This is a genomic window from Streptomyces uncialis, assembly GCF_001905345.1.
GTDB classification, from domain to species: Bacteria; Actinomycetota; Actinomycetes; order Streptomycetales; family Streptomycetaceae; genus Streptomyces; species Streptomyces uncialis.
The window spans coordinates 94,964-117,055 of record NZ_LFBV01000007.1 but is presented as its reverse complement, the minus strand read 5'-3'; the positions used below and the strand labels follow the sequence as shown (position 1 = coordinate 117,055).

Annotated in this window: 19 protein-coding genes; 11 read left to right on the top strand and 8 right to left on the bottom strand. The window is 69.1% G+C overall.

Annotated elements, in window-relative coordinates:
- Positions 1-76: 76 nt before the first annotated feature.
- On the bottom strand, positions 77-1,021 hold the full coding sequence (locus AB852_RS25120; RefSeq protein ID WP_178391111.1) for a DUF6397 family protein: 945 nt from the start codon (positions 1,019-1,021) through the stop codon (positions 77-79).
- 130 nt (positions 1,022-1,151) lie between these two features.
- A complete protein-coding gene (locus tag AB852_RS25115) occupies positions 1,152-1,565 on the bottom strand; it encodes a roadblock/LC7 domain-containing protein (protein ID WP_073792475.1) in 414 nt (137 codons plus the stop codon).
- A 109-nt stretch (positions 1,566-1,674) separates the two neighbouring features.
- Here AB852_RS25115 and AB852_RS25110 point away from each other — a divergent pair, with 109 nt between their 5' ends.
- Together AB852_RS25110 and AB852_RS25100 are read left to right on the top strand one after the other, a co-directional pair.
- Positions 1,675-2,103, top strand: a complete 429-nt coding sequence (locus AB852_RS25110; RefSeq protein WP_073792474.1) for a PPOX class F420-dependent oxidoreductase — start codon at positions 1,675-1,677, stop codon at positions 2,101-2,103.
- Positions 2,104-2,355: 252 nt separating this feature from the next.
- Positions 2,356-2,661 carry a hypothetical protein gene (locus AB852_RS25100; RefSeq protein WP_073792472.1) on the top strand — a complete coding sequence of 102 codons (306 nt, stop codon included), beginning with the start codon at positions 2,356-2,358 and terminating at the stop codon, positions 2,659-2,661.
- Positions 2,662-2,896: 235 nt separating this feature from the next.
- On the opposite strand, the gene AB852_RS25095 is transcribed toward AB852_RS25100, so the two are convergent.
- Entirely contained in the window at positions 2,897-3,079 is a 183-nt protein-coding gene (locus AB852_RS25095; protein WP_073792471.1) for a hypothetical protein, read from the bottom strand.
- Positions 3,080-3,258: 179 nt separating this feature from the next.
- Positions 3,259-4,314: a fatty acid desaturase family protein gene (locus tag AB852_RS25090; protein ID WP_073792470.1), complete on the bottom strand. Its 1,056-nt coding sequence runs from the start codon at positions 4,312-4,314 to the stop codon at positions 3,259-3,261.
- Between the two features lie 376 nt (positions 4,315-4,690).
- Here AB852_RS25090 and AB852_RS25085 point away from each other — a divergent pair, with 376 nt between their 5' ends.
- Positions 4,691-7,423 carry a DEAD/DEAH box helicase gene (locus AB852_RS25085; protein ID WP_245876906.1) on the top strand — a complete coding sequence of 911 codons (2,733 nt, stop codon included), beginning with the start codon at positions 4,691-4,693 and terminating at the stop codon, positions 7,421-7,423.
- Complete coding sequence (locus tag AB852_RS25080) at positions 7,420-8,781, top strand: SWIM zinc finger family protein (RefSeq protein ID WP_425444189.1); 1,362 nt, start codon at positions 7,420-7,422, stop codon at positions 8,779-8,781. Before AB852_RS25085 ends, AB852_RS25080 begins: the two co-directional genes overlap by 4 nt.
- 194 nt (positions 8,782-8,975) lie before the next feature.
- On the opposite strand, the gene xylA is transcribed toward AB852_RS25080, so the two are convergent.
- Positions 8,976-10,142, bottom strand: coding sequence for a xylose isomerase (gene xylA, locus AB852_RS25075; RefSeq protein WP_073792468.1), 1,167 nt, complete (start codon positions 10,140-10,142; stop codon positions 8,976-8,978).
- 160 nt (positions 10,143-10,302) lie between these two features.
- On the opposite strand from xylA, the gene xylB reads away from it, so the two are divergent.
- From xylB to exaC, 5 genes are all read left to right on the top strand, one after another.
- Positions 10,303-11,748: a xylulokinase gene (gene xylB / locus AB852_RS25070; RefSeq protein ID WP_073792704.1), complete on the top strand. Its 1,446-nt coding sequence runs from the start codon at positions 10,303-10,305 to the stop codon at positions 11,746-11,748.
- A gap of 114 nt (positions 11,749-11,862) precedes the next feature.
- Positions 11,863-13,056 (top strand): ROK family transcriptional regulator, encoded by a 1,194-nt coding sequence (locus tag AB852_RS25065; protein WP_073792467.1) that lies wholly within the window; start codon positions 11,863-11,865, stop codon positions 13,054-13,056.
- Positions 13,057-13,496: 440 nt separating this feature from the next.
- Complete coding sequence (locus AB852_RS25060; RefSeq protein WP_073792466.1) at positions 13,497-14,096, top strand: N-acetylmuramoyl-L-alanine amidase; 600 nt, start codon at positions 13,497-13,499, stop codon at positions 14,094-14,096.
- Between the two features lie 174 nt (positions 14,097-14,270).
- Positions 14,271-15,614: a GAF domain-containing protein gene (locus tag AB852_RS25055; RefSeq protein WP_073792703.1), complete on the top strand. Its 1,344-nt coding sequence runs from the start codon at positions 14,271-14,273 to the stop codon at positions 15,612-15,614.
- A 313-nt stretch (positions 15,615-15,927) separates the two neighbouring features.
- The gene (gene exaC, locus AB852_RS25050) at positions 15,928-17,451 is read left to right on the top strand and encodes an acetaldehyde dehydrogenase ExaC (protein ID WP_073792465.1); all 1,524 of its coding nucleotides are present in this window, start codon (positions 15,928-15,930) and stop codon (positions 17,449-17,451) included.
- 162 nt (positions 17,452-17,613) lie between these two features.
- Here exaC and AB852_RS25045 read toward each other — a convergent pair whose 3' ends face one another.
- Together AB852_RS25045 and AB852_RS40975 are read right to left on the bottom strand one after the other, a co-directional pair.
- Entirely contained in the window at positions 17,614-19,002 is a 1,389-nt protein-coding gene (locus AB852_RS25045; RefSeq protein ID WP_073792702.1) for a site-specific integrase, read from the bottom strand.
- On the bottom strand, positions 18,999-19,196 hold the full coding sequence (locus AB852_RS40975; RefSeq protein ID WP_073792464.1) for a helix-turn-helix transcriptional regulator: 198 nt from the start codon (positions 19,194-19,196) through the stop codon (positions 18,999-19,001). Before AB852_RS40975 ends, AB852_RS25045 begins: the two co-directional genes overlap by 4 nt.
- Before the next feature lie 528 nt (positions 19,197-19,724).
- Between AB852_RS40975 and AB852_RS25035 the strand changes: the two genes are divergently transcribed.
- Positions 19,725-20,060, top strand: a complete 336-nt coding sequence (locus tag AB852_RS25035) for a hypothetical protein (RefSeq protein ID WP_143201279.1) — start codon at positions 19,725-19,727, stop codon at positions 20,058-20,060.
- Between the two features lie 151 nt (positions 20,061-20,211).
- The gene (locus tag AB852_RS25030) at positions 20,212-21,294 is read left to right on the top strand and encodes a B12-binding domain-containing radical SAM protein (protein ID WP_073792462.1); all 1,083 of its coding nucleotides are present in this window, start codon (positions 20,212-20,214) and stop codon (positions 21,292-21,294) included.
- Here AB852_RS25030 and AB852_RS25025 read toward each other — a convergent pair.
- Entirely contained in the window at positions 21,182-21,838 is a 657-nt protein-coding gene (locus AB852_RS25025; RefSeq protein WP_073792461.1) for a DUF6461 domain-containing protein, read from the bottom strand. The two genes, AB852_RS25030 and AB852_RS25025, sit on opposite strands and share 113 nt — an antisense overlap.
- Between the last annotated feature and the right edge of the window lie 254 nt (positions 21,839-22,092).

The window sequence follows — 22,092 nt, the reverse complement described above, 5'->3', positions numbered from 1 at the left end:
ACCGCTGAGGGCATGTCAGGTCGCTCCTTCCTGAGGGTGGGATCGCGTTGAGCTCGGTACGGGGCCGGTCGGCCGATCAGCCCCGGCCGCGCAGCAGTCGGGCGAGGAGCCTGCGGTGCCGCACGGGTTTCGGGTGACGGGGAAGAGAGGCCCGGGGTCGGGCCGGCGGGATCGGGCTGATGGGCACCCGGTCACGGGCGTAAGCGACACAGAGCGCGAGATGCGTCTGGTACCAGCGGATCTCGTCCTCGTCGGCGGCCTTCATCAGGTCGGGTACCAGGGCGGGCGACTGGGTGCCGGAGCCGCTGTGGACGGGTCGCCTGGGCCGTAGGGCGTCGAGGTGTACCCGCTCGTCGGCGTCCGCGATCACATGGGCGATTCGTTCGTCGTCGAGGAAGGAGGCTGTGGCCGCGGCGCTCTGCCAAGGGCCGTCGGCGGTCCTCAGCAGCCTTCCGTGATAGCGACCGCGCCAGTTGCGGGCCCGGACGTCCATGCCTCGGTCGAGTCGTTCCTTGAGCGGGGCGGGCGTCCGACCGGTCAGCAGCTCACGGTTCTCAGGTCGGGCCTTGAACTCCCGGAGATCCTCGGCGAGGTAGAGCCAGACGGTGGCGCGGTAGCGGTTGCGGTAGTAGAGCGCCGGTGTGATCCGGCCCAGCCTGGCCAGTTTGGTGAAGCGGGCCGTGGTGATCCCCAGAAGGTTCGCGCCCTCCGAGGTACCCACCGTCCTCACCCGCTCCCGTAGGGCGTCGGGGAAGCCGTCCTGGGCGCGGACCCGGTCGACTTCCGCGCGGGTGACCCGGCGCTCCCCGGGCCTGGCCCCCGGGGTCGTGCGGATACGTCCGAGCTGGACGGCGAGCTCGAACTCGACGCGCTTGAGTCCGAGTTCCCTCGCTGCCCGGGTCGGGGCGAGGGTCGGTGGAGCGGGCCGCTCCTCCCCCGGCCCGACGGGTGGCGCAACGAGAACCGCATCGAATCGTCCGAACGTTCGGTCGGGTGCGGGCATGATGCTGTTGTTCGACATGTCGGTCTTCCCCCGTGAAGTGGTGTCGATCTCTCGGGAAAACCGTAGCCCGGAACAGCGATGTCCCGCTGAGCCTGTGGATAACTCTGATGGAAGCAGGAAAAGACCAGGCCAGGGCGCTGCGCTCCACTCAGCCGTCGATGATCGCCGTTCGGTCCGGGTGCCTGGCGTCCACGCCGAGATGCTCACCGACGCGATTCACGAGCAGCGTCATCTCATAGGCGACCTGACCGATATCGGCCTCGGCGGTGCTGAGCACGCAGAGGCAACTCCCCTCCCCGGCCGCGGTCACGAACATCACCGCGTCATCGAACTCGATCATCGTCTGGCGTACCTGTCCGGCCCCGAAGTGACGGCCCGACCCCTTGGCCAGGCTGTGCAGTCCCGATGCCACCGCGGCCAGATGCTCCGCGTCCTCGCGAGCCAACGCGCTGCTCGCCCCGGTGACCAGTCCGTCGTTGGAAAGGACCAGCGCATGCCGCACGTACTCGACCCGTTCGGTCAAGTCGTCCAGCAGCCAGCCCAACCCCGTTTTCTGCGCCATCTCCCGCTCTCCCCGATCCCCATCGCCCCCAGCGTTCCCTCCCACCTACCGGAGGCTTCGTCCCGCAAGCCTTCACCACCTATGGCCCCTCGGCAAGCAGGATGGGGACATGGCACAGAAGATGACCGACGAACAGTGGAGAGCCTTCGTTTCGCAGGGCACCCGCACCGCGAAGCTTTCGACTGTTCGGGCCGACGGAAGCCCTCACATCGCACCGATCTGGTTCGTCCTGGACGGTGACGAGCTGGTGTTCAACACAGGGAAGGAGACTGTCAAGGGGCGAAACCTGGCCAGGGACCAGCGTCTGGCGCTGTGCGTGGACGACGATCGGCCCCCCTTCGCCTTCGTCCTGCTCCAGGGGCGCGCGGAGCTGTCCGAGGATCTGGACGAGGTACGCACCTGGGCCGGCCGTATCGGTGCCCGGTACATGGGTGAGGAGCGGGCGGAGGAGTTCGCGACACGTAACGGTGTTCCCGGCGAACTCGTGGTCCGCGTCCATGTCGACAAGGTGGTCGCCTACGACGCGGTCGCCGAATAGCCGCCGCACGCTGCGCCCTTGCGCATGCCGCGTCTCTGCGTCGCCATGCGGCCGTTGCCGACAGCAGCCGATTGGGGAGTTGCCTCGTACACCGACGAGGACTACCGCTTCCTCGCGCTGGCGGTGCGCCGGAGGTGGGTGTCCGGCGGGGGCCCGCTGGATGCCCTCTTCTGCGTGCGTCGTTTCAACCCTATGTTGACCTTCAGGACGGACGACGACCGGTTGCGACCACACCGCTGAGAGGTGGCCTGCATGTTCGGCAGCATCCGCAAGCTCTTCACCAGGGTCGGTGCGAGATCGGCCCGGCCCGGTCCCGCGGAACCCGTCCGTCCGGCGAGGAAGCCGCCGAACCTCTTCGAGGCCGCGGCGGTCTATGTGGCCGCGAGCGCCGACAACGACCAGGAGAGCGCCGACGAGGCACGGGGCTGGGTGTCCCCCGAGGCGCTGTCCTTCGGGGTGAGCGAACTTGCCTGCCGTGCGGTGATCGCTCTCGCCAGGGAGCGCGATGAGTCACCCCGCACGGTGGCGCGGGCCCTGCTCGGTCTGCCCTCCGCGTGATGCTCGCGGGTGCGAGGACGTGAGCTCGTGCGCGGGCAGTGAAGGCATCCTCGTCCCCGTGACATGTGCGTGGGCCTGCCGGGGGGGGAATGGCAGGCCCACGAGCGGCTGAGGGGCTCGCGCCTTCCGAGCCGCATGGGCGCGATGTGGGCCACGACACGACAGCGGTGCGGAGCAGCGCCGCTTCGGTGTGACCCATGGCGGGTTCATGGCCGGGCGGGAGTGTCCCGCCGCGTCAGCGTCCCAGTTCCTTCCGGTTGATCCGGCGCAGCCGACGGCGCTGCGAGGGGTCCAGTGCGAGGTAGGCCACGGCGGGAACCCCGAGCACGATCAAGAGTGCGGCCCACCAGGGCAGCCAGATCAACAGGATGAGCCCGGCCGCCACACCTCCAGCGGCGATCTTCGCGTTGTTCGACATCTGTGTCGCCTCCTCCGCGGCGGTTGCCGCTCTCTGAAAAGAGGAACGGCCTGGTCGCCCGTACAGTTCCGGCAGACGACCCTGATCCGACCCTGATGTGATCCCCAAGGCCCGTCGACTCCCGACCACCACGATGCGGTGAAGGATCGGACCGTCCGGTGGACCGGTGGCGCGGCTCCCTAGTCGGCCCGGAGAGGCTCGCCGACCTCGTGCATATGACGCAAGGCTTGCCGGTAGGAATCGATGAGGCCGGTCTCCATGTACGGGATACCCAGCTGACCGCAGTGCTGTCGGACGAGCGGCCGGGCGAGCCGCAGGTGCGGGCGAGGCATGCTGGGGAAGAGGTGGTGCTCGATCTGGTAATTGAGCCCGCCGAGGAACCAGTCGGTGAGCGGGCCGCCCTTGACGTTGCGCGAGGTCAGCACCTGGCGACGTAGATGGCCCCAGCGCTCACCGTCGGGGTCGGGCATGTCCATTCCCTTGTGGTTGGGCGCGAAGGCCATCCCCAGGTGCAGTCCGAAGAGAGCTTGGTGGATCGCGGCGAAGGCGAGCGCCCGGCCGACAGGCATGGCGCCGAGGAGCAGGGCTGCGTACCCGACCACATGGGCGGCGAGCAGGACGCCTTCGACGGCGCGTTCCCGAGGGCTCTGGCGGCGCAGGTCCCGAAATCCGGAGATCTTCAGGGCCACCCCTTCCAGCAGGGTCAACGGGAAGAACAGCCATGCCTGGTGGCGGGTGAGCCAGCGGCGGAATCCGGCACGTCCCTTCGCCTGGGCGCTGGTGAAGACCAGCACGTCCGCCAGTACGTCGGGATCTTTGTCTATGTGGTTCGGGTTGGCGTGGTGACGGTTGTGCTTGTCGTTCCACCAGGCATAGCTCATCCCCAGCAGGAGGTTCCCGTGGACGAGGCCGATGACCCGGCTGGTCCTCTTGTCCGCGGTGATCTGCCCATGTCCGGCGTCATGACCGATGAACGCCGTACGGGCGGACAGGACCGCGAGGACGGGAGCGAGCGACAGTGCCCACCAGGAGTCGCCGATGGCCACCAAGGCGGTGACCACCGAGGCGAGCAGCAAGGCGTTGACCCCGATACCCAGGGAGTACCACCCTGTGCGGCGGTCGAGCAGCCCTTGTGTCCGTACGGTGCGGAGCAGGGGGGTGAACTCGCTGCCAGGGGGCTGTTTGCCTGCTGCGCCCACCTGTGGTTCCACGACGGGTGCGACGGCCTCGGGCATGGGGTCTCCGGTCTACGAAAGGGGCTGACCTGGTGAAACGTACGGTTTCGCGCCCCTGGGTGACCATGCGGCCACCACCCGTTCCCTGCTGGGGTGTTCCCGCCCGGACAGAGGGGGGCTGGCTCCACCCCCTGGCGCACAATGTGAGCCGGGTCACGTATCAAGCACCCCACAAGGAGGTGGTCGGTGTATATAATCGGCCGCTTGCTTGCTAGTCAAACTTGAGGAGCGTGCCGTCTCAGTGCACAGCATTTCTCCGGCATCACCGCTCGTGATCACCGATCTCGCCGGTTGCTCCGTGGTATTCGTCCCCGCGTCCCCTCCGCGGAGCGGACGCGTCGCCTTCTGGTGCCCGTCCGGGGACCCTCTGCCGGTGATGCCCACGGACGAGATGGAGCGGCTGACCGTCGTCGTGCCCGACGGGCCCGACGTGACGACGGTCGACGTACCAGCGCTGTCGTTGCCGGTCCGGGACGCGCTGGCGGTCCTCACCCGTGCACGTGCCGTGGACGGGGCCGATCCCACCGCGGCGTTCTGGGGGGCAGCGACGCTGCTCGCCCTCCAGTTCGCCGCCCGTGGCTTGCTGCTGCCCGGGCTGACGAAGGACGATCACGACGCCTGGCGGTTCGGGCCGCTGCGGCCCGAGGACTCCCAGCGGGTACGGGATTTGGCGGCGGCGATGCCTCCGGCGGCCCACGCCGTTCCGCTGGAGGACGGGCCCGGGCTCAGGCTGCCGGAGCCGGAGGATCTCCTCCGCGCCTTCCTCGACGCCGTCGCCGACGCGCTGCCCCGCTCCCCCGCCGCGGGCGCGGTGACGGGTTCTCCCGCCTTCGCGTCGACCGCGCCGCAGCATGTGCCGGAGCAGCGCGAGTGGGCCGCGGATGTGACGGCCCACCATGACAGCGGGGTCCGGATCTCGCTGCGGGTGGAGGTGCCGGGGCTGGACCCCGCGGACCCCGGTACGACTCCGTTCTCCTTTCGCGCCGTGCTCCAGGTGCACAGCGCGAGCGACCCCGCACAGATCGCCGACGCGGCCGAGGTCTGGACCGCCGCGGGCACCGCCACGGCGGGCTTCGGCCCTCGCGCCCGCATGGACGTACTGCTGGCACTGCGCACGGCCACGCGCGCGTGGCCCTCGCTCGCCCCACTGCTGTCGGCGGGCGTTCCGGACATGATCGAGTTGGCTGACGAAGAGGTCACCGACCTCCTCGGTGGGGGTGCCCACGCGCTCGCGGCGGCCGGAGTCGATGTGCACTGGCCCAAGGAGCTCGCCCACAAGCTCACGGCGCGTGCCGTCATCGGCCCCGACGACGACAACGAGAAGGGGCCCACGAGGGCCTCGTCGGACACTCCGTCGTTCCTGTCGGCCAATGCGCTGCTCGCCTTCAACTGGAGATTCGCGCTCGGCGACCGGCCGTTGAGCCGCACGGAGCTGGACCAACTGGCCGAGGCGAAGCGGCCCATGGTCCGTCTGCGCGACCAATGGGTGCTCATCGACCCCGATCAGGCACGACGCGCGCGGGCACATCAGGACCGCAAGCTGACCCCTGTCGACGCTCTCAGCGCCGTTCTGACAGGCTCCACCGAGGTGGACGGGCGGCATGTCGAGGTGGAAGCCACCGGCTGGCTGAGGAGCCTTCGGGAAAGACTCTCCGACCCGGAGGGCATGGCTCCCGTCGAGCAGCCGAAGGCGCTCATGGCACAGCTGCGCGACTATCAGACCCGTGGTCTGACCTGGCTGGCCCGGATGACGTCACTGGGTCTGGGAGCCTGCCTGGCCGACGACATGGGCCTCGGTAAGACGATCACGGTGATCGCCCTGCATCTGCACCGGCAGCAGGACTCCGAGACCACCGGCCCCACTCTGGTGGTGTGCCCGACCTCCCTGATGGGCAACTGGCAACGAGAGATCGAAAGGTTCGCCCCCGGTACCGCGGTACGCCGCTATCACGGTTCACAGCGTTCCTTGGGCGGTGTGGGCGACGGTGAGTTCGTCCTCACCACGTACGGCACGATGCGCCTGGACGCCCGGCGGCTGGGCACGGTGCCCTGGGGCCTGCTGGTCGCCGACGAGGCACAGCACGTCAAGAACCCGTACTCGGCGACGGCCAAGGAGCTCCGGACGATCGACACGCGCGCGCGTGTCGCTCTGACCGGTACTCCGGTCGAGAACAACCTGTCCGAGCTGTGGGCGATCCTCGACTGGACCACACCTGGGCTCCTCGGCCGGCTGGGGAACTTCCGCAGCCGCTACGCCCGCGCGGTGGAGGCGGGCGGGGACCCGGCGGCGGCGGAGCGGCTCGCCAAACTGGTCGGGCCGTTCCTGTTGCGGCGGCGGAAGTCCGACCCGGGGATCGCTCCGGAGCTCCCGCCGAAGACGGAGACCGACCGCGCGGTGTCGCTCACCGCCGAGCAGGCGGGGTTGTACGAGGCGGTGGTCCGCGAAACGCTCGCGGCGATCTCGGAATCGGCGGGCATCGCCCGACGCGGCATGATCGTCAAACTCCTGACCGGGCTCAAGCAGATCTGTAATCACCCTGCGCAGTTCCTCAAGGAGGACGCGCCGAGGATCACGGGCCGCTCGGGAAAGATGGAACTGCTCGACGAATTGCTGACCACGATCCTCTCGGAAGGGGCGAGCGTGCTGGTGTTCACCCAGTACGTGCAGATGGCGCGCCTCATCGAGCGGCATCTCGCCGAGCGCGGCACGCCCACGCAGTTCCTGCACGGCGGCACGCCTGTCGCGGAACGTGAGGCCATGGTGAACCGTTTCCAGGACGGAGAGGTCCCGGTGTTCCTGTTGTCGCTCAAGGCCGCGGGTACCGGGCTCAACCTCACCCGTGCGGAGCATGTCGTCCACTACGACCGATGGTGGAACCCGGCCGTCGAGGCACAGGCCACCGACCGCGCCTACCGCATCGGTCAGACTCAGCCCGTGCAGGTGCACCGGCTGATCGCTGAGGGAACGATCGAGGACCGTATCGCGGAGATGCTCGACCGCAAGCGTGAACTCGCGGAAGCGGTCCTGGGCGCCGGTGAGGCGGCGCTGACCGAACTCTCCGACTCCGAACTGGCCGATCTGGTCGAACTGCGAGGGAGCACCGTATGACCGGCCCACGCGGCTTCGACGACTTCGACGACGTGGACGGCTTCGCCGGTCCGCGCCACGTGGAGCACCTGGACGACATGGACGAGACGGACCGCACGGAGCACGGTACGGAACGCACCTTCGCCGCGCTGCCGCCCGCGCGCGGAAGGGGCTTCGCCCAGACCTGGTGGGGCCAGGCCTGGCTCAAGGCACTGGAGGACACCGCACTGGACTCGGAGCAACTGAAGGCGGGTCGGGCACTCGCGCGCGCGGGCGCGGTCGGCGCGGTGTCGGTGCGGCCCGGACGCATCACAGGAGTGGTACGCAACCGGGACGGCGGCGCGCACCGCTCCGACGTGCTGCTCCAGCGGCTCGGCGACGACGAGTGGGACCGTTTGCTGGACATGGCCGTGGAACGGGCGGGCCACATCGCGGCGCTGCTCGACCGGGACATGCCCCCGCATCTCGTGGAGGACGCGGCGGCGGCAGGGGTGGACCTCCTGCCCGGTATCGGCGACCTGGAACCGGAGTGCGACTGTGAGGCGTGGGACCACTGTCGCCATACGGCCGCGCTCTGCTACCAGGTGGCCCGGCTGCTGGACCAGGACCCGTTCGTGCTGTTCCTGATGCGGGGCCGCGACGAACGCGTGGTGCTCGACGAGTTGCAGCTCCGCAGTGTCACCCGGGCGGAGCCCGCGCGGGACGAGGACGGGCCGGAGCCCGACGAGGGCGTGGACGCCGCGGAGGCGTTCGCCGCGGGCTGCATCCTGCCCCCGCTGCCGGCGTCGCCCGAGCTGCCGCTGGAGCCGGGGTCACCGCCGTCCCTGGACATCGAGACCCGACCGGCCGAAGGGGTGGATGGCGAGGCGCTGGAGTTCCTCGCGCTCCAGACGGCTGCCGAGGCACACCGGCTGCTCTCCGAGGCTTTGGCACCGCAGCACGGTCAGCGTCCCCTCACGTCTCCGCTCACGCTGGAGCAGGACGCCGTGCGGCTCGCGACGGGGGCGTCCGGGAGGGACTTCGCCGCCCGGTTGGCCGTGGCCTCGGGACGCAGCGGCGCGGAACTGGCCCTGGCCGTGCGGGCGTGGCGGTACGCGGGTGCTGACGCCGTTTCGGCGTTGGAGGACTCGATACCGCCCACGGCGGAATCGCTGGCCCGCGCGCGTGCCGCCGTGGAGGGGGCATGGGAGGACGACGAGCGGCCGGTGCTGAGCGAGGAGGGCCGCCGATGGACGTCGGCCGACACGGGAGCGCAGGTCCGTGCCGACGAGGACGGCCGGTGGTGGCCGTTCCGCCAGGAGGGCGGCCAGTGGGTTCCGGCGGGCGTACCGGCCCGTGACCCCGCCACAGCGCTGGCGACGGCTCAGGGCGCCGACTGACGGCCTTGGCGCGGCTCCGGACCGGCTCGCCTCGGCCGTAGGGGGTTACCGGCCCCTCCAGGTCCCCGCGGACGGGCCTCGTCCGCGGTCCGCCGCCCGGATGGAGTCCGTCCGTTGCCGTCTTCCCGGCCGCGACTTGCACGCGGCCGGGAAGACGGCAAGCAGTGCACTCTTCGGTGGTGTTGCGTCCGCTGTCAGCCGTGGGCGGCCAGCAGGTGGTTCATCGCCAGTTGGTCGAGGTGTTCGAACGCCATGCCGCGCTCCCCCGCCGCGTCAGCGTCGAACTCGTCGTAGGCACGGGTGTCGGACAGCAGTCCGGTCAGTCCGTCCTCCGCCGTGGGGCGGGCCAGTTGGTCGAGGCGGGACGCCTTGAGCGCTTCCCGGACCTGGGGGTCCGCTCGGAACGCCGCGGCCCGCTCACGGAGGATCAGGTAGTTGCGCATGCACCCGGCGGCCGACGCCCAGACCCCGTCGGTGTCCTCGGTTCGGGGCGGCTTGAAGTCGAAGTGACGCGGCCCCGCGTAACCCGCCGTCTCCAACAGATCCACCAGCCAGAACGCGGACCGCAGGTCTCCGGCGCCGAACCTCAGGTCCTGGTCGTACTTGATGCCGTTCTGGCCGTTGAGGTCGATGTGGAAGAGCTTGTCCGCCCACAGAGCCTGGGCGATGCCATGGGGGAAGTTGAGTCCCGCCATCTGTTCATGCCCCACCTCCGGGTTGACCCCGTAGAGCGCGGGCCGTTCCAGACGTTCGATGAAGGCGAGCGCATGGCCCACCGTGGGCAGCAGCATGTCGCCCCTGGGCTCGTTCGGCTTGGGCTCGATCGCGAAGCGCAGGTCGTATCCCTGTGTGGTCACGTACTCGCCCAGCAGGTCGAAGGCTTCCTTGAGACGGTCAAGCGCCGCCCGTACGTCCTTCGCCGCACCTGATTCCGCCCCTTCCCGGCCGCCCCAGGCCACATAGGTGCGCGCGCCCAGTTCGGCGGCCAGGTCGATGTTGCGGATGGTCTTGCGCAACGCGTAGCGGCGGATGTCGCGGTCGTTGGCGGTGAACGCCCCGTCCTTGAAAACGGGGTGGGTGAACAGATTGGTGGTCGCCATGGGGACGACGAGCCCGGTGGCGTCCAGGGCTTGCCGGAAGTGCTTGACGTGGGACTCACGAACGGCGTCCGAGGAGCCGAAGGGAATGAGGTCGTCGTCGTGGAAGGTCACACCGTAGGCGCCGAGATCCGCCAGTCGGCGGACCGTGTCGGCCGGATCGACCGCGGCACGTGTCGCGTCGCCGAACGGGTCCCTTCCCTGCCAGCCGACGGTCCACAGTCCGAAGCTGAACCGGTCCTCAGGAGTGGGTTGCAGGCGCATACGGGGCTCCAAGGTCGCTCCGACTATTTCGTCATGGCACTTAACAAATTAGTATGCGAGGCGAGCGCTGGGAAGGTGTCGACCGTGAGCGACAGGCCGGACCGCCCGGCCCGAACAGGACGTCACAGGTGTGCGCACACGCCCGGGAACGGAGATGCCGATGTCAGCAGCCGAGGGACCGCTCGTCGTCGGTGTGGACAGCTCGACCCAGTCCACCAAGGTGCTGGTCGTCGACGTGTCGACGGGGCAGGTGGTCGCAGGCGGCCAGGCTCCCCACACGGTCACCTCGGGAGGCACCCGCGAGAGCGACCCCGAACAGTGGTGGAGTGCGCTGCGCCAAGCGCTCCACCAGTGCGGTGAAGCGGCACGCGAGGCCACTGCCGTGTCCGTGGCGGGCCAGCAGCACGGTCTGGTCACCCTGGACTCCCACGGCAGGCCCGTACGTCCCGCGCTGCTGTGGAACGACGTGCGCTCCGCCCCACAGGCCCGACGGCTCGTCAGCGGGCTCGGCGGACCTGAGGCATGGGCCGAGCGAACGGGCAGTGTCCCAGGGGCGTCTTTCACCGTCGCCAAGTGGGCATGGCTGCGGGACAACGAACCGGACGCCGTACGCGCCACCGAGGCGGTACGACTCCCCCACGACTACCTCACCGAGCGCTTGACCGGAACGGGCACGACCGACCGCGCCGATGTGTCCGGGACAGGCTGGTGGTCGTCCAAGAACGAGACGTACGACGGCGACATCCTCGCGCGCGTGGAGCTCGACCCCGCCCTGTTGCCACGTGTGGTGCGGCCGGGTGAGGTGGTCGGCACGGTACGGGACTCGGCGGACCTCCCGTTCTCGACGGGCACACTGGTCGCCCCCGGCACCGGCGACAACGCGGCGGCGGCACTCGGACTGGGACTGCGCCCAGGTGTTCCTGTCCTGAGCCTCGGGACCTCGGGAACGGTCTACGCCGTGTCGCGGCGTCGGCCCACCGATCCATCGGGAGTGGTCGCGGGGTTCGCCGACGCGCGAGGCGACTGGCTGCCCCTTGCCTGCACGCTGAACTGCACACTCGCGATCGACCGGATCGCGACGCTGCTCGGCGTGGACCGTGAGGCCGTGGAGCCGGGCGGAGGCGTCACCCTGCTGCCGTACCTGGACGGCGAACGGACCCCGAACCTGCCGGACGCCACAGGGCTGCTCCTCGGCCTGCGGCACGACACCAGTGCCGGGCAGCTTCTTCAAGCGGCGTACGACGGCGCGGTTCATTCACTGCTCCAGGCCCTCGACCTGGTTCTCGGCCCGGACGCCGATACCGACGCGCCCCTGATGCTGATCGGCGGCGGCGCCCGGGGGTCGGCCTGGCAGCAGACCGTCAGACGACTGTCCGGCCGTCGCGTGCAGATGCCACGCGCGGACGAACTGGTGGCGCTGGGGGCGGCGGCGCAGGCCGCGGGGGTGCTCACCGGGGAGGACCCGTCAGCGGTGGCGAGGCGATGGGGCACGTCACGCGGCCCCGTGCTCGATCCCGCGGTACGGGACGACGAGACGCTGGAACGCATCTCCGGAGTACTGTCCGACGCGGCAACCTTGCTCGACCGGCCGTCCGACCGCCGTTGACCGCCCTCGCCCTGATGGTGGAAGACGCGTTCCCACCAACCCACCTTGCGGGCCTCGGGACAGTTGCCAACCACCGCACCGCCCGCGCCGACACACCCAAGGACTGACGGAGGAATGACCGTACCGCCGCACGGAACCCGCTCCAGCGCCCCCGACACGCAGCAGGGAATACGACGGCGGAACCTGTCGCGGGTCATGCACACGGTCGCCGCCGAGGGCCCCCGGTCTAGGGCGGCTGTCGCCTCGCGCATCGGCCTGACCCGAGCCGCGGTGTCGACCCTGGTGGACGAGCTGATCCGCGCCGGTCTGATCGAGGAGCTGGGACCGGAAAGACCCGGACGGGTCGGGCGGCCGGGTTCCGCGCTGGCCGTCAGCGCCCATGGACCGGCCGGACTCGGCGCGGAGATCGGCGTCGATCACCTGGCGGTCCACCTGGTCGATCTGCGCGGCGTCGACCGGGCACGCGCGGAGCACAAGGGCAGCAACCGCGGGCGGCATCCGGAACGCGTCCTGGCAGACCTCAACCGGCTCATCGGCGAGGTGATGGCCAAGGCGCGGGGGTTGGGGCTTCGCCCGGCCGGACTGGCCGTCGCGGTGCCAGGGCTCGTGGCCCGTGACACGACGACGGTCGTCCACGCGCCCAACCTCGACTGGCAGGGACACGACCTGCGGCCCTTCCTCCCTGGCGACCTCCGTCTCACCGTCGACAACGAGGCGAACTTCGGCGCCCTGGCGGAACTCTGGCTGGGTACCGACACCCCGGCCGACTTCATCCATGTCTCGGCCGAGATCGGGATCGGCGCGGCGATCGTCGTGGACGGACATCTGCTGCGCGGCACACGTGGCTTCGCCGGCGAGCTGGGACATGTACCCGTGCACCCCGACGGTCCCGCCTGCCCCTGCGGCGGACGAGGCTGTCTGGAGCAGTACGCCGGCGAGGAGGCGGTGCTGCGGGCCGTGGGCATCGCCTCCGGGCCGAACGCGGTCCCCGCGCTGACCCGGCGGGCCGCGTCCGGAGAGCTCCGGACGCGGGCAGCGTTGCGGGACGCCGGCACCGCCCTCGGGATCGCTCTGACCGGGGCCGTGCACCTCCTCGATCCACAGGCGATCGTGCTCGGCGGCGCGCTGTCGGAACTGGCGCCCTGGCTGGTTCCCGCGCTCGAAGCGGAGCTGGGACGCCGGATCACCAGCGGGGAACGTGTCGTGACCGTCTCGGCACTCGGTTCGCGAGGGCCCGTGCTGGGCGCGGCGCACTCCGTGGTGCGAGCCGTACTGGACGACCCGACCGGGCTGACGCTCCGGTCGTGAACTGCTCGCCCTCCTCTCCACGCCTCGGCCTCGGCCTCGGCCTCGGCGTGAACTACTGAGCTCTTCGATGGTGAGGGCCACGGGACGCACTCTCTGTCGCTACGTCACATGCCGTAAAGAGCAACGCCATTCACCCTTTCGAGTGTCGGAGATATCCACTTCTTCACCGGTGTCCCCAGATCTCGCGGATGCTCTTCCTTTCGGATCATCCCGAGTCGTACCTTGGCATCACCTGAGGCGTTGGCCATGCGGCCGACGCCCGAATGCCTCATGGCGGGCCACCGTGCCGCCCGCCGTCCCCCCTCCCGATCAGCGCCCCGCCCCACTGCCGCGCCCCGCGCTCCCAGCCGACCCGCAGACCCGCAGACCCGCAGACCCGCAGACCCGCAGACCCGCAGACCCGCAGACCCGCAGACCCGCAACGGAAAGGCAGCACGACCATGCACCAACCGCAAGGCGAGACCACGCGACGACGACTGCTGCGAGGGGCTGTCCTCGGTTCGCTCCCGTGGGCATTGCTCCCCGCCTCCCGAGCGGCCGCCCGCCCGTCCGGAGTCGACTACCCCACGGCACAGTCCGCGCCGGCCAGTACCTCCAACTACACCGCGTCCAGCCGCCCCGACAGCCACGCCATCGATCGGGTCATCATCCATGTGACCCAGGAGACCTGGTCGGACACCCTCGCGATCTTCCAGAACCCGTCGAAGAAGGTGTCCGCGCACTATGTGGTGCGGTCCGCGGACGGGCATGTCGCCCAATGCGTCCGCGAGCGCCACATCGGTTGGCATGCGGGGAACTGGAACCACAACACCCGCAGCATCGGGATCGAGCACGAAGGCTGGGTCGACCAGCCCAAGTACTTCACGGACGCGCTGTACGCGAGCTCCGCCGCCCTGACCGCCGCCATCTGCGCGAAGTACGACATCCCCCGCGATCGGCAGCACATCATCGCGCACTCCGAAGTGCCGGGCGCGGACCACACGGACCCCGGACCGCACTGGGACTGGCCGAGATTCATGCGTCTGGTCGAGCGCGCCTGACGCTTCCCGCGCACACGCGCACACGGGAGGCGGATCGCTCCTTCCCGTCCGAGGAAGTTCGGTGCCACGCTCCATGCCAAGCGGATGAGCGAGAAGGGTGAGGAGGAGGGACATGGCGGAAGGATGTCGTCGGTGACGGCGCAACGCTTGCCGCTGATCCATGACACGGCAACGATGACAGGGGCCGCATCACCGTGCGGGGAGGGTGACTTGTCCGATCCATGGGTGGCACTGGAACCGGGGGCGGACCCTCGGGAGCGATTGCGGATGGTACGCATTGCCCACCAGAGGTTCACGTCGTCCGGGACCTTCGCCGAGCCGGTGCGAGAGGTGATCGCCGCGTCGTGGAGGCGGTCGGCGCGAGCCAGGGTCAGCCCGGACAGCGTGTCGGCCACGGTCGAGATACCGGACGACGACCTCGGGTCGTACCGTGCGGAACACCCGCTCGCGCGTGTGATGCCGTTGCTGCGCGAGTTGACCGGAAGCTTCGCCCACGATGGCGAGCATCTGCTCGCGGTGTGCGACGCCAACGCCAGGCTGATGTGGGTCGAGGGCCACCCGGGGGCTCGGCGAAAGGCGGGACGGATGAACTTCGTCCCGGGGGCCCGTTGGGCCGAATCGGCGATGGGCACCAACGCTCCCGGCACCGCACTCACCGAGGACCGGCCGGTACAGGTCTTCGCCACCGAGCACTTCACCCGCACGGTCCAGCAGTGGACTTGCGCCGCCGCGCCGGTGCACGATCCGCACACCGGGCGGCTGCTGGGTGCCGTGGACATCACCGGGGGGAACAGGCTGGCCCATCCGCACAGCCTCGCGTTCGTGCAAGCGGTGGCGCGAGCTGCCGAGTCGCAGCTCGCGTTGCTGGCTCCCGTCCCGGAGCGATCCGGGATCGCGGAACTGACCGCACTCGGCCGTGACGAGGCGTTACTACTGGTCGGTGGGAAGAAGCTGCGCCTCAGTCGACGGCACAGCGAGATCCTGGTGCTGCTGGCGACGCACCCGGAGGGCATGACCGGCGATGAGCTCCTGTGCGGGCTCTACGAGGACGAGTCGGTGACGCCCGTGACGCTCCGGGCAGAGCTGGCGCGGTTACGACGCGTCCTGGGGCCCGATGTGGTGGCATCGCGGCCATATCGGTTCGCGCTCCCGGTGGAATCCGACATCACAACCGTCGAACGCCGCCTGGGGGCTGGGGCGATCTCCGCGGCAGCGGCATCGTACGCCGGGCCTCTGCTGCCCGGGTCACGAGCGCCGGCAGTCGTGCGGCTGCGCCGGAGGATCGCCGAGGGTGTGCGTGCCTCACTGATCGCACGGAGCGACCCCGATCTGCTCGCGGACTGGGCGCACGCGCCGTGGGGTGCGGATGATCTGGCCGTATGGCAGGCACTCGGGGCCGCCAGGCCCACGCCCACGGTGGCGGCGCGGATCGCGGAACTGGAGAGCGAACTGGCCGCTCCCACCGGCCGATCCGACAGGGCGCCAGAGGCGCCGCCTCGCGTCCGATCCTGGCAATGAGGTCAACAGGCGGATACACCGCGCCGTGTCAGCGCCCGTAGAACAGACGGGCAGGAGGGCCGACCGGGCCGACCGCCAAGCGGACAGCGTCGCGACAGCACCGCGACGACGCCCGGACCGCTCGGCCGGGTGGCACCTCGTACCCATTCGTGGTGGGTGTGCTCCAGAGAGGGACCGGAAGAAGACAAACGAAAGGGGCGCAGCGAGCCTTTGGAACACCGCAACGCGATCGCAACCTCCACTTCTCTAGCCTCGGTCGAGCGCTGCCCAACTACGGTCAGCGGCTTCAGGAAGCAGGGAGAGGCAGGTCGGCATGACGCGATACGCAGCGCCCGGCAGTGAAGGTTCCGTCGTCACATACCTGAGCCGATACGACCACTTCATCGGCGGAGAGTACGTCGCCCCGGCCCGGGGGCAGTACTTCGAGAACCCGAGTCCCGTCAACGGCCAGGTCTTCACGGAGGTCGCGCGGGGAACAGCTGAGGACGTGGAGAAGGCGCTCGACGCGGCGCACGCGGCCGCCCCGGCCTGGGGGCGCACCTCGGCCACCGATCGGTCGAACATCCTGTTGCGGATCGCCGAGCGGATGGAAGCCAATCTTGAGGCTCTGGCGGTCGCGGAGAGCTGGGAGAACGGCAAGCCGGTGCGTGAGACGCTGGCGGCGGACATTCCGCTGGCGATCGACCACTTCCGCTATTTCGCGGGAGCGATCCGCGCTCAGGAAGGTGCGCTGAGCGAGGTCGACGACGACACGGTGGCGTATCACTTCCATGAACCGCTCGGAGTGGTGGCCCAGATCATCCCCTGGAACTTCCCGATCCTCATGGCGACCTGGAAGCTGGCGCCCGCGCTCGCCGCTGGCAACGCGGTGGTCATCAAGCCCGCGGAGCAGACCCCGGCGTCGATCCATTTCTGGATGAGTCTGATCGCGGATCTGTTGCCGCCGGGTGTGGTGAACATCGTCAACGGGTTCGGTGTGGAAGCGGGCAAGCCGCTGGCGTCAAGTGCGCGCGTCGCCAAGGTCGCCTTCACCGGCGAGACGACAACGGGGCGGCTGATCATGCAGTACGCCTCCGAGAACATCAAGCCGGTGACACTGGAGCTCGGCGGCAAGAGCCCGAACATCTTCTTCGACGACGTATGGGCGCACGACGACGATTTCCGGGACAAGGCAGTCGAGGGATTCACCATGTTCGCGCTGAACCAGGGCGAGGTCTGCACCTGCCCTTCGCGCGCGCTGATCCAGCAGGGTCACTACAACGAGTTCCTCGAAGCGGCGATCGCCAGGACCGAGGCCATCGTCCCAGGTCATCCCCTGGACACCGGCACGATGATCGGGGCCCAGGCTTCCAACGATCAGCTCCAGAAGATCCTTTCGTACCTGGACATCGGCCAGCAGGAGGGCGCCAAGGTGCTCACCGGAGGCCAGCGCGTCGAGTACGAGGGCGAGTTGGCCGGCGGGTACTACGTCCAGCCCACGATCTTCCAGGGTGACAACCGGATGCGCGTCTTCCAGGAGGAGATCTTCGGGCCGGTGGTCGCCGTGACGTCGTTCACGGACTTCGACGATGCCATCAAGACGGCGAACGACACCCTCTACGGGCTGGGCGCGGGCGTATGGACCCGAGACGTCAACACCGCGTACCGGGCAGGACGCGCCATCCAGGCAGGCCGGGTCTGGACGAACTGCTACCACGCCTACCCCGCGCACGCCGCTTTCGGCGGCTACAAGCAGTCAGGCATCGGCCGGGAGACACACAAGATGATGCTGGACCATTACCAGCAGACGAAGAACTTGCTTGTGTCATATTCACCGAAGAAGCTGGGCTTCTTCTAGACGCCTGCGAGATAGCATCTGACCTGGTCTTTTACCGATCAGGAGCAGCCCAGCCATTTCTCTAACAGGGGAGTCCGGAATCTTCCGTAACTCCCGCTTCATCCCGCCCCTATCCCACCTGCGACCAGCTGTTCCGGTCTATTTCCGGTCCAGGTTCGGGGCTCATTCGGCAGGCGGGACGCCGCGGCCGAGACGGTCCCACTCCTGCATGGACTGTTCGATGAGGCGGTTGGACTGTTCCTGGACTCCGTCCAGGAACTTGGCGTAGTGGCGGAACAGCACCTGGATGCTCTGTCCTGCGCGGCGGGCGCATTCGGCCGGGTCGACCCCGGAGTACAGCCAGAACGAGATCCCGGCGTGCCGGAGGTCGTAGGGCCGCTTCGCGAGGCCGGAGGCGTGCTCGGTCCGGGTCAGGGCCGCCTTGCGCGCCTTGGCCCAGGTCAAGCCGTAGGCGGCAGGGTCCACGTAATTGCCGGCCTCGTTCCGGAAGAGCCGACCGTCCGGTGTCACACCGAACCGTTCGACGTGCGTGAGGAGTATGCGAACGAATGGCGGCGGGACCGGTACGGGGCGGGTCGCTTTGGCCGCGCGGCGCTTGAGCGGATGCACTTCGTGGACGGCGCCGTCGTCCGTCCAGTCCTTTCCCGCGGTCACGACACCGCCCGACAGGTTCAGCATCCCCCACCCGGTGGCCGGCAGATGGCACTGGTCGAGCCGGAGGTGGTTCACCTCGGCGGGCCTCATTGCGGCGTAGTACATACAGCCGAAAAATGCCTCCAGATGCGGACCTCGCCCGCGCTGCCGGCCGACCGCCGCGAGCAGCCGCACGACCTGGCCCGGGTTGGGTACGGCAACCGGGTCCACCTCCTCGTTGACAGGCGGAGCGCTCCACCTGATTCCGTTGAGAGGGTTCTTGACGAAGTAGCCCTTTTCGACTGCGGTGTTGAGGACTTCGTTGAAGGCTGCTCTTTTGCGGCGTGCGGTTCTCGCTGCGGCCGGGCTGCCGTCCAGCTTGCGGCACAGGGCGTTCAGCGCACGTCGCAGCACATCAGCCTCCTCCAGGGCACTGACGGGCAGGGAGTGGCGTTTGATCCAGCCCAGCGCTCCGCGCCACTCGTCGCCGGGCTCCCGGTCCCAGGCATTCTTGTTGAACGCCCATGAGTACAAGGCGCGGCGCAGCACCCTCGGCTCCGGGTAGGTTGCGCCGGGAGGGACCAGGGCGGGTGTGATGGTGGCGAAGGCGTCGGCGAGGGTCTGGCGCGTGTTGCCCGGAGTGCGGTCCCACCGTTGGTCGAGGTAGTCGTGGGCGAGGTCGTACCAGGTCGTCCGCTGCCTGATCGCCCGGAGCTCGGACGCGGGCAGCCCTGTGTGCTCGTCGAACGGCTCGCCCTCGCGTGCCGTGGTCATGAGTTTCGCACGCCTGCTCTCGGCCAGCCCTGTGGTGCTGAACGATTCCGACTTCTCACGTCCGTTGACCGTCCACCGCACCTGAAATCGGGTACTCCGGCCGGGGCGCTCACGAATTTCCCAGAAGCGGACGTTGTAGCTCATCGCCACGTTTCAGAATTCCTTTCACATACCTGCCACCAGGAATCCAAATCCGAACGGCGACAGCGGAGTTCACCATTGGGCAGCTTGATCATGCGGGGCGCCTGCCCTCGGGCACGCATGCGGTAGAACGCCGACGGACTCATGCGGATCTCCGCAAGCACCTCGGCGAGTTTCAATGCAGGGGGACGGGCCATGCTTCTCTTCCTCGGTTTCGGCTGCGTGCGGCAGGCATGTGTTCGGCTACGAACACAGGAGATGCCTCCGAAGTCAGAGGCGTAGCGCATGCAGGGGGTGGACCCCGCGCGGCTCCACCGCCAGGCAGGGCTGCGCGAACAGAGACAAGAGTCCGGGGGATCCCCGATTTCGCGAACCGGGGATCGTCGGCTATACCACCTGTGGGCACTGAAATGCGGGAGCCGTGAGCACGTCGAACGGGTCAATTCAGCCACGGAAACGAACGGGGATGGAGACGTGAGGGAGGGTGCGACCCACGCCGGAGTATCGGCAGCAACAGCTGGGGGGTTGTACGTTGACATGCTTCGCCACGCGAGATCCACTCCTCGGCCGTTCTTTCCTGTCTGCCGTGAGCGGATCTCCTGTAGAAGGTGAGCCGGCAGGACCGACACCAGTCCCGACCAGCGGGGCCGGCTGAACCGCATCGGCCCTCAGCCGAGATCCCGCGTGAGTGCCTCAAACCGTCGATGCCCTGCATCACCAGCCGGATGACGCCCGCCGACAACGGTGCGCAGGCGATGGCCGATCTGGAGGCCGAGGCGCAGCGGGTGATCGCTTCCCTAGCGCAGAAGGCGGCCACCGTGTCCGTCCTGGTGACGCTGCACCCAGTGCTGCCGCCGCTGGTGGTCCTCACTCCGGTGCCGAGGCAGGGGCGACGATCCGCGCCGCGCGGATCGAGCACATCGGTCCGGCCCGAGACCCATCCGGACCGGCGCGATGCGGCGCTGCCTCTCCCGGGACACCGCCAACCGGCCGAACAGCAGGATTTCCCCCAGCCGGTGCCGGCCCTCACCGGGCGGTGGGGTGGCACCGGACGGTGGTGACATCCTGCGCTGCCCCACGGCAGCATGGAGAGTTCACTCCTCGTCGTCCGTGCCGGCCGCGGTTGCCGCGGTGCTCGCAGCTGGATCTGGCCCCCGGGGACCGGTTGAACCCGACCCAGCGCGGTCGGACCCCTACGACATCATCGCCGAGATGGACCAGCTCCACGACGAACACGGTGTCAGCGCGTTCCGCGCCGTCGACGACCTGTTCCTGGGCGCCCGCCGGGTCATCCACCCCGCGCTCAGGGCGTTCACCGATACACGGATCGGCGACCGGTACGTGTGGGACGCCACCGGCCGCATCAACGTGCTTGACCGTGAGGACGACGGCGTCCTCGCCGCGACACGGAGCAACGGGCTGCGGGAAGTCGCCCTCGGCATCGAGTCCGGGGCCCGCACGATCCTCGCCGCCATGGACAAACGGATCACACCCGGGATGACACTGAACGTCACCCGCCGCCTCCTTGAGCACGGCATCCGTGTGAAGGGGTACTTCATCCTCGGCTATCCCGGCGAATCCCGTGAGGAAGCCGGACAGACGATCCGGCACATCAAGGAGTTACGGGGCCTGTCGGACCGGCTGCCCGGCACCTTCCGCGCCTCGGCCTTCACCTTCCGCCCCTACCCCGGCTCCCCCGTCTTCGACGAACTCGTCAACCAGGGATACGACCCCCTCGCGATGCAGACCTACAGCGACGTCGACCTGACCGCCCACGGCGCCGACGAAGCCATGCGCGGCCGCGACGAGTTCAACTTCACCACCGGCCACCAGTTCGGCGAGACCCCCTCGACGACCTCCACCGGATGCTCGCCGACATCTCCCGCGAGCAGCACGACCGCACCCACGGCACCCGGCAGGAGGCAGGCACGTGACCGGCCACGACGGTCGAACTTGAGCCGGGCGCGGGGAGCGCAGCCCGCTCCGACAACGGTAGAGGACAGGGCCGACACTCGCGGCAGGCCCGGACTGGCCGGCAGTAACGCTCCCAGCCACCGCGCTGCCCCCGTACTGCGCGTCAAGGTCACCCACCTCACTGCGAACGAGGTCGCCGACCGGATCTGCCTTCCTCTCCCCCAGGCGCCCGCTGCCGTCGACCGCACCGCCCCCAGCCCGGAGCGGCTCACCCGGACGGAAGCTCGCCGATCCGCGGGCCGAGCCCGGGCCTGCCCGTCGCGGGGGCGGGGGGTTCGTACTCCCCGGATCTGTGCGTGTTCGTCCCGGGCGGCAGCATGAGCGTGGGCAGCGGGCCGTTGACCAGCGTGGTGTCCAGGGGAACTCCGGTCACCTCACTCAGGACGCACCAGATCTCGTCGTGGCCGTCATCGCCATACGCCCGCTGTGCCGCGAGCTGCTCGAATGCCCGGTGCAGACCCAGAGGTGCTTCTTCTTCAGCCAGGGGCTCCATGCCCAGCTCGAAGCTCTCCATCGTCCGGCCGTCTCGCACATGCCGCACGGACCTCCCTCCCTCGAGGTTGCGGAAGCAGTGGATGGCATCTGTGCCTTCGGAGAGCCTCCGCAGCAGTACGAGGTCGGACCCCGCCGGAAACCACCAGGTCTCCATGCAGAACGACCAGTCACCGGCCCGTCCCGCGCGCAGGACCGTCCCCTTGTCATGCGGGGGCCCAAAGGCCTCGTCCGACTCCCGCCGCCTCAACGTCCGGGCCTGGGAAGGATCCGCGCCGTAGCACCGCAGGACATCGTCCACGCTACGGCCGCGGATGAGGTTGAAGGACAGCAACTCGCCGCAGGCCCAGTCCCAGCGGTTCCCGGCGCTCATGTGAACTCTCGCCTCTCTCCTTGTTCGTGCCGTGCTTCGGTGACCCCTCTACCTGGGGCTCACCGAAGAAAACTGCTTCCGCAGGGATCGGCTGCCGGATTCCCCAGACCTCACGCCGCATGGGACCAGCTCGCAAGGATGCGCTGGGCAACGCGGACGGCGGCACCTTCACATGACTCGTCTGGTCATCGGACCGCGGGCATGTCCTCGTCGCCATCCACGCCATGACGAAGCCACTGACGAGCGAGCCAGGT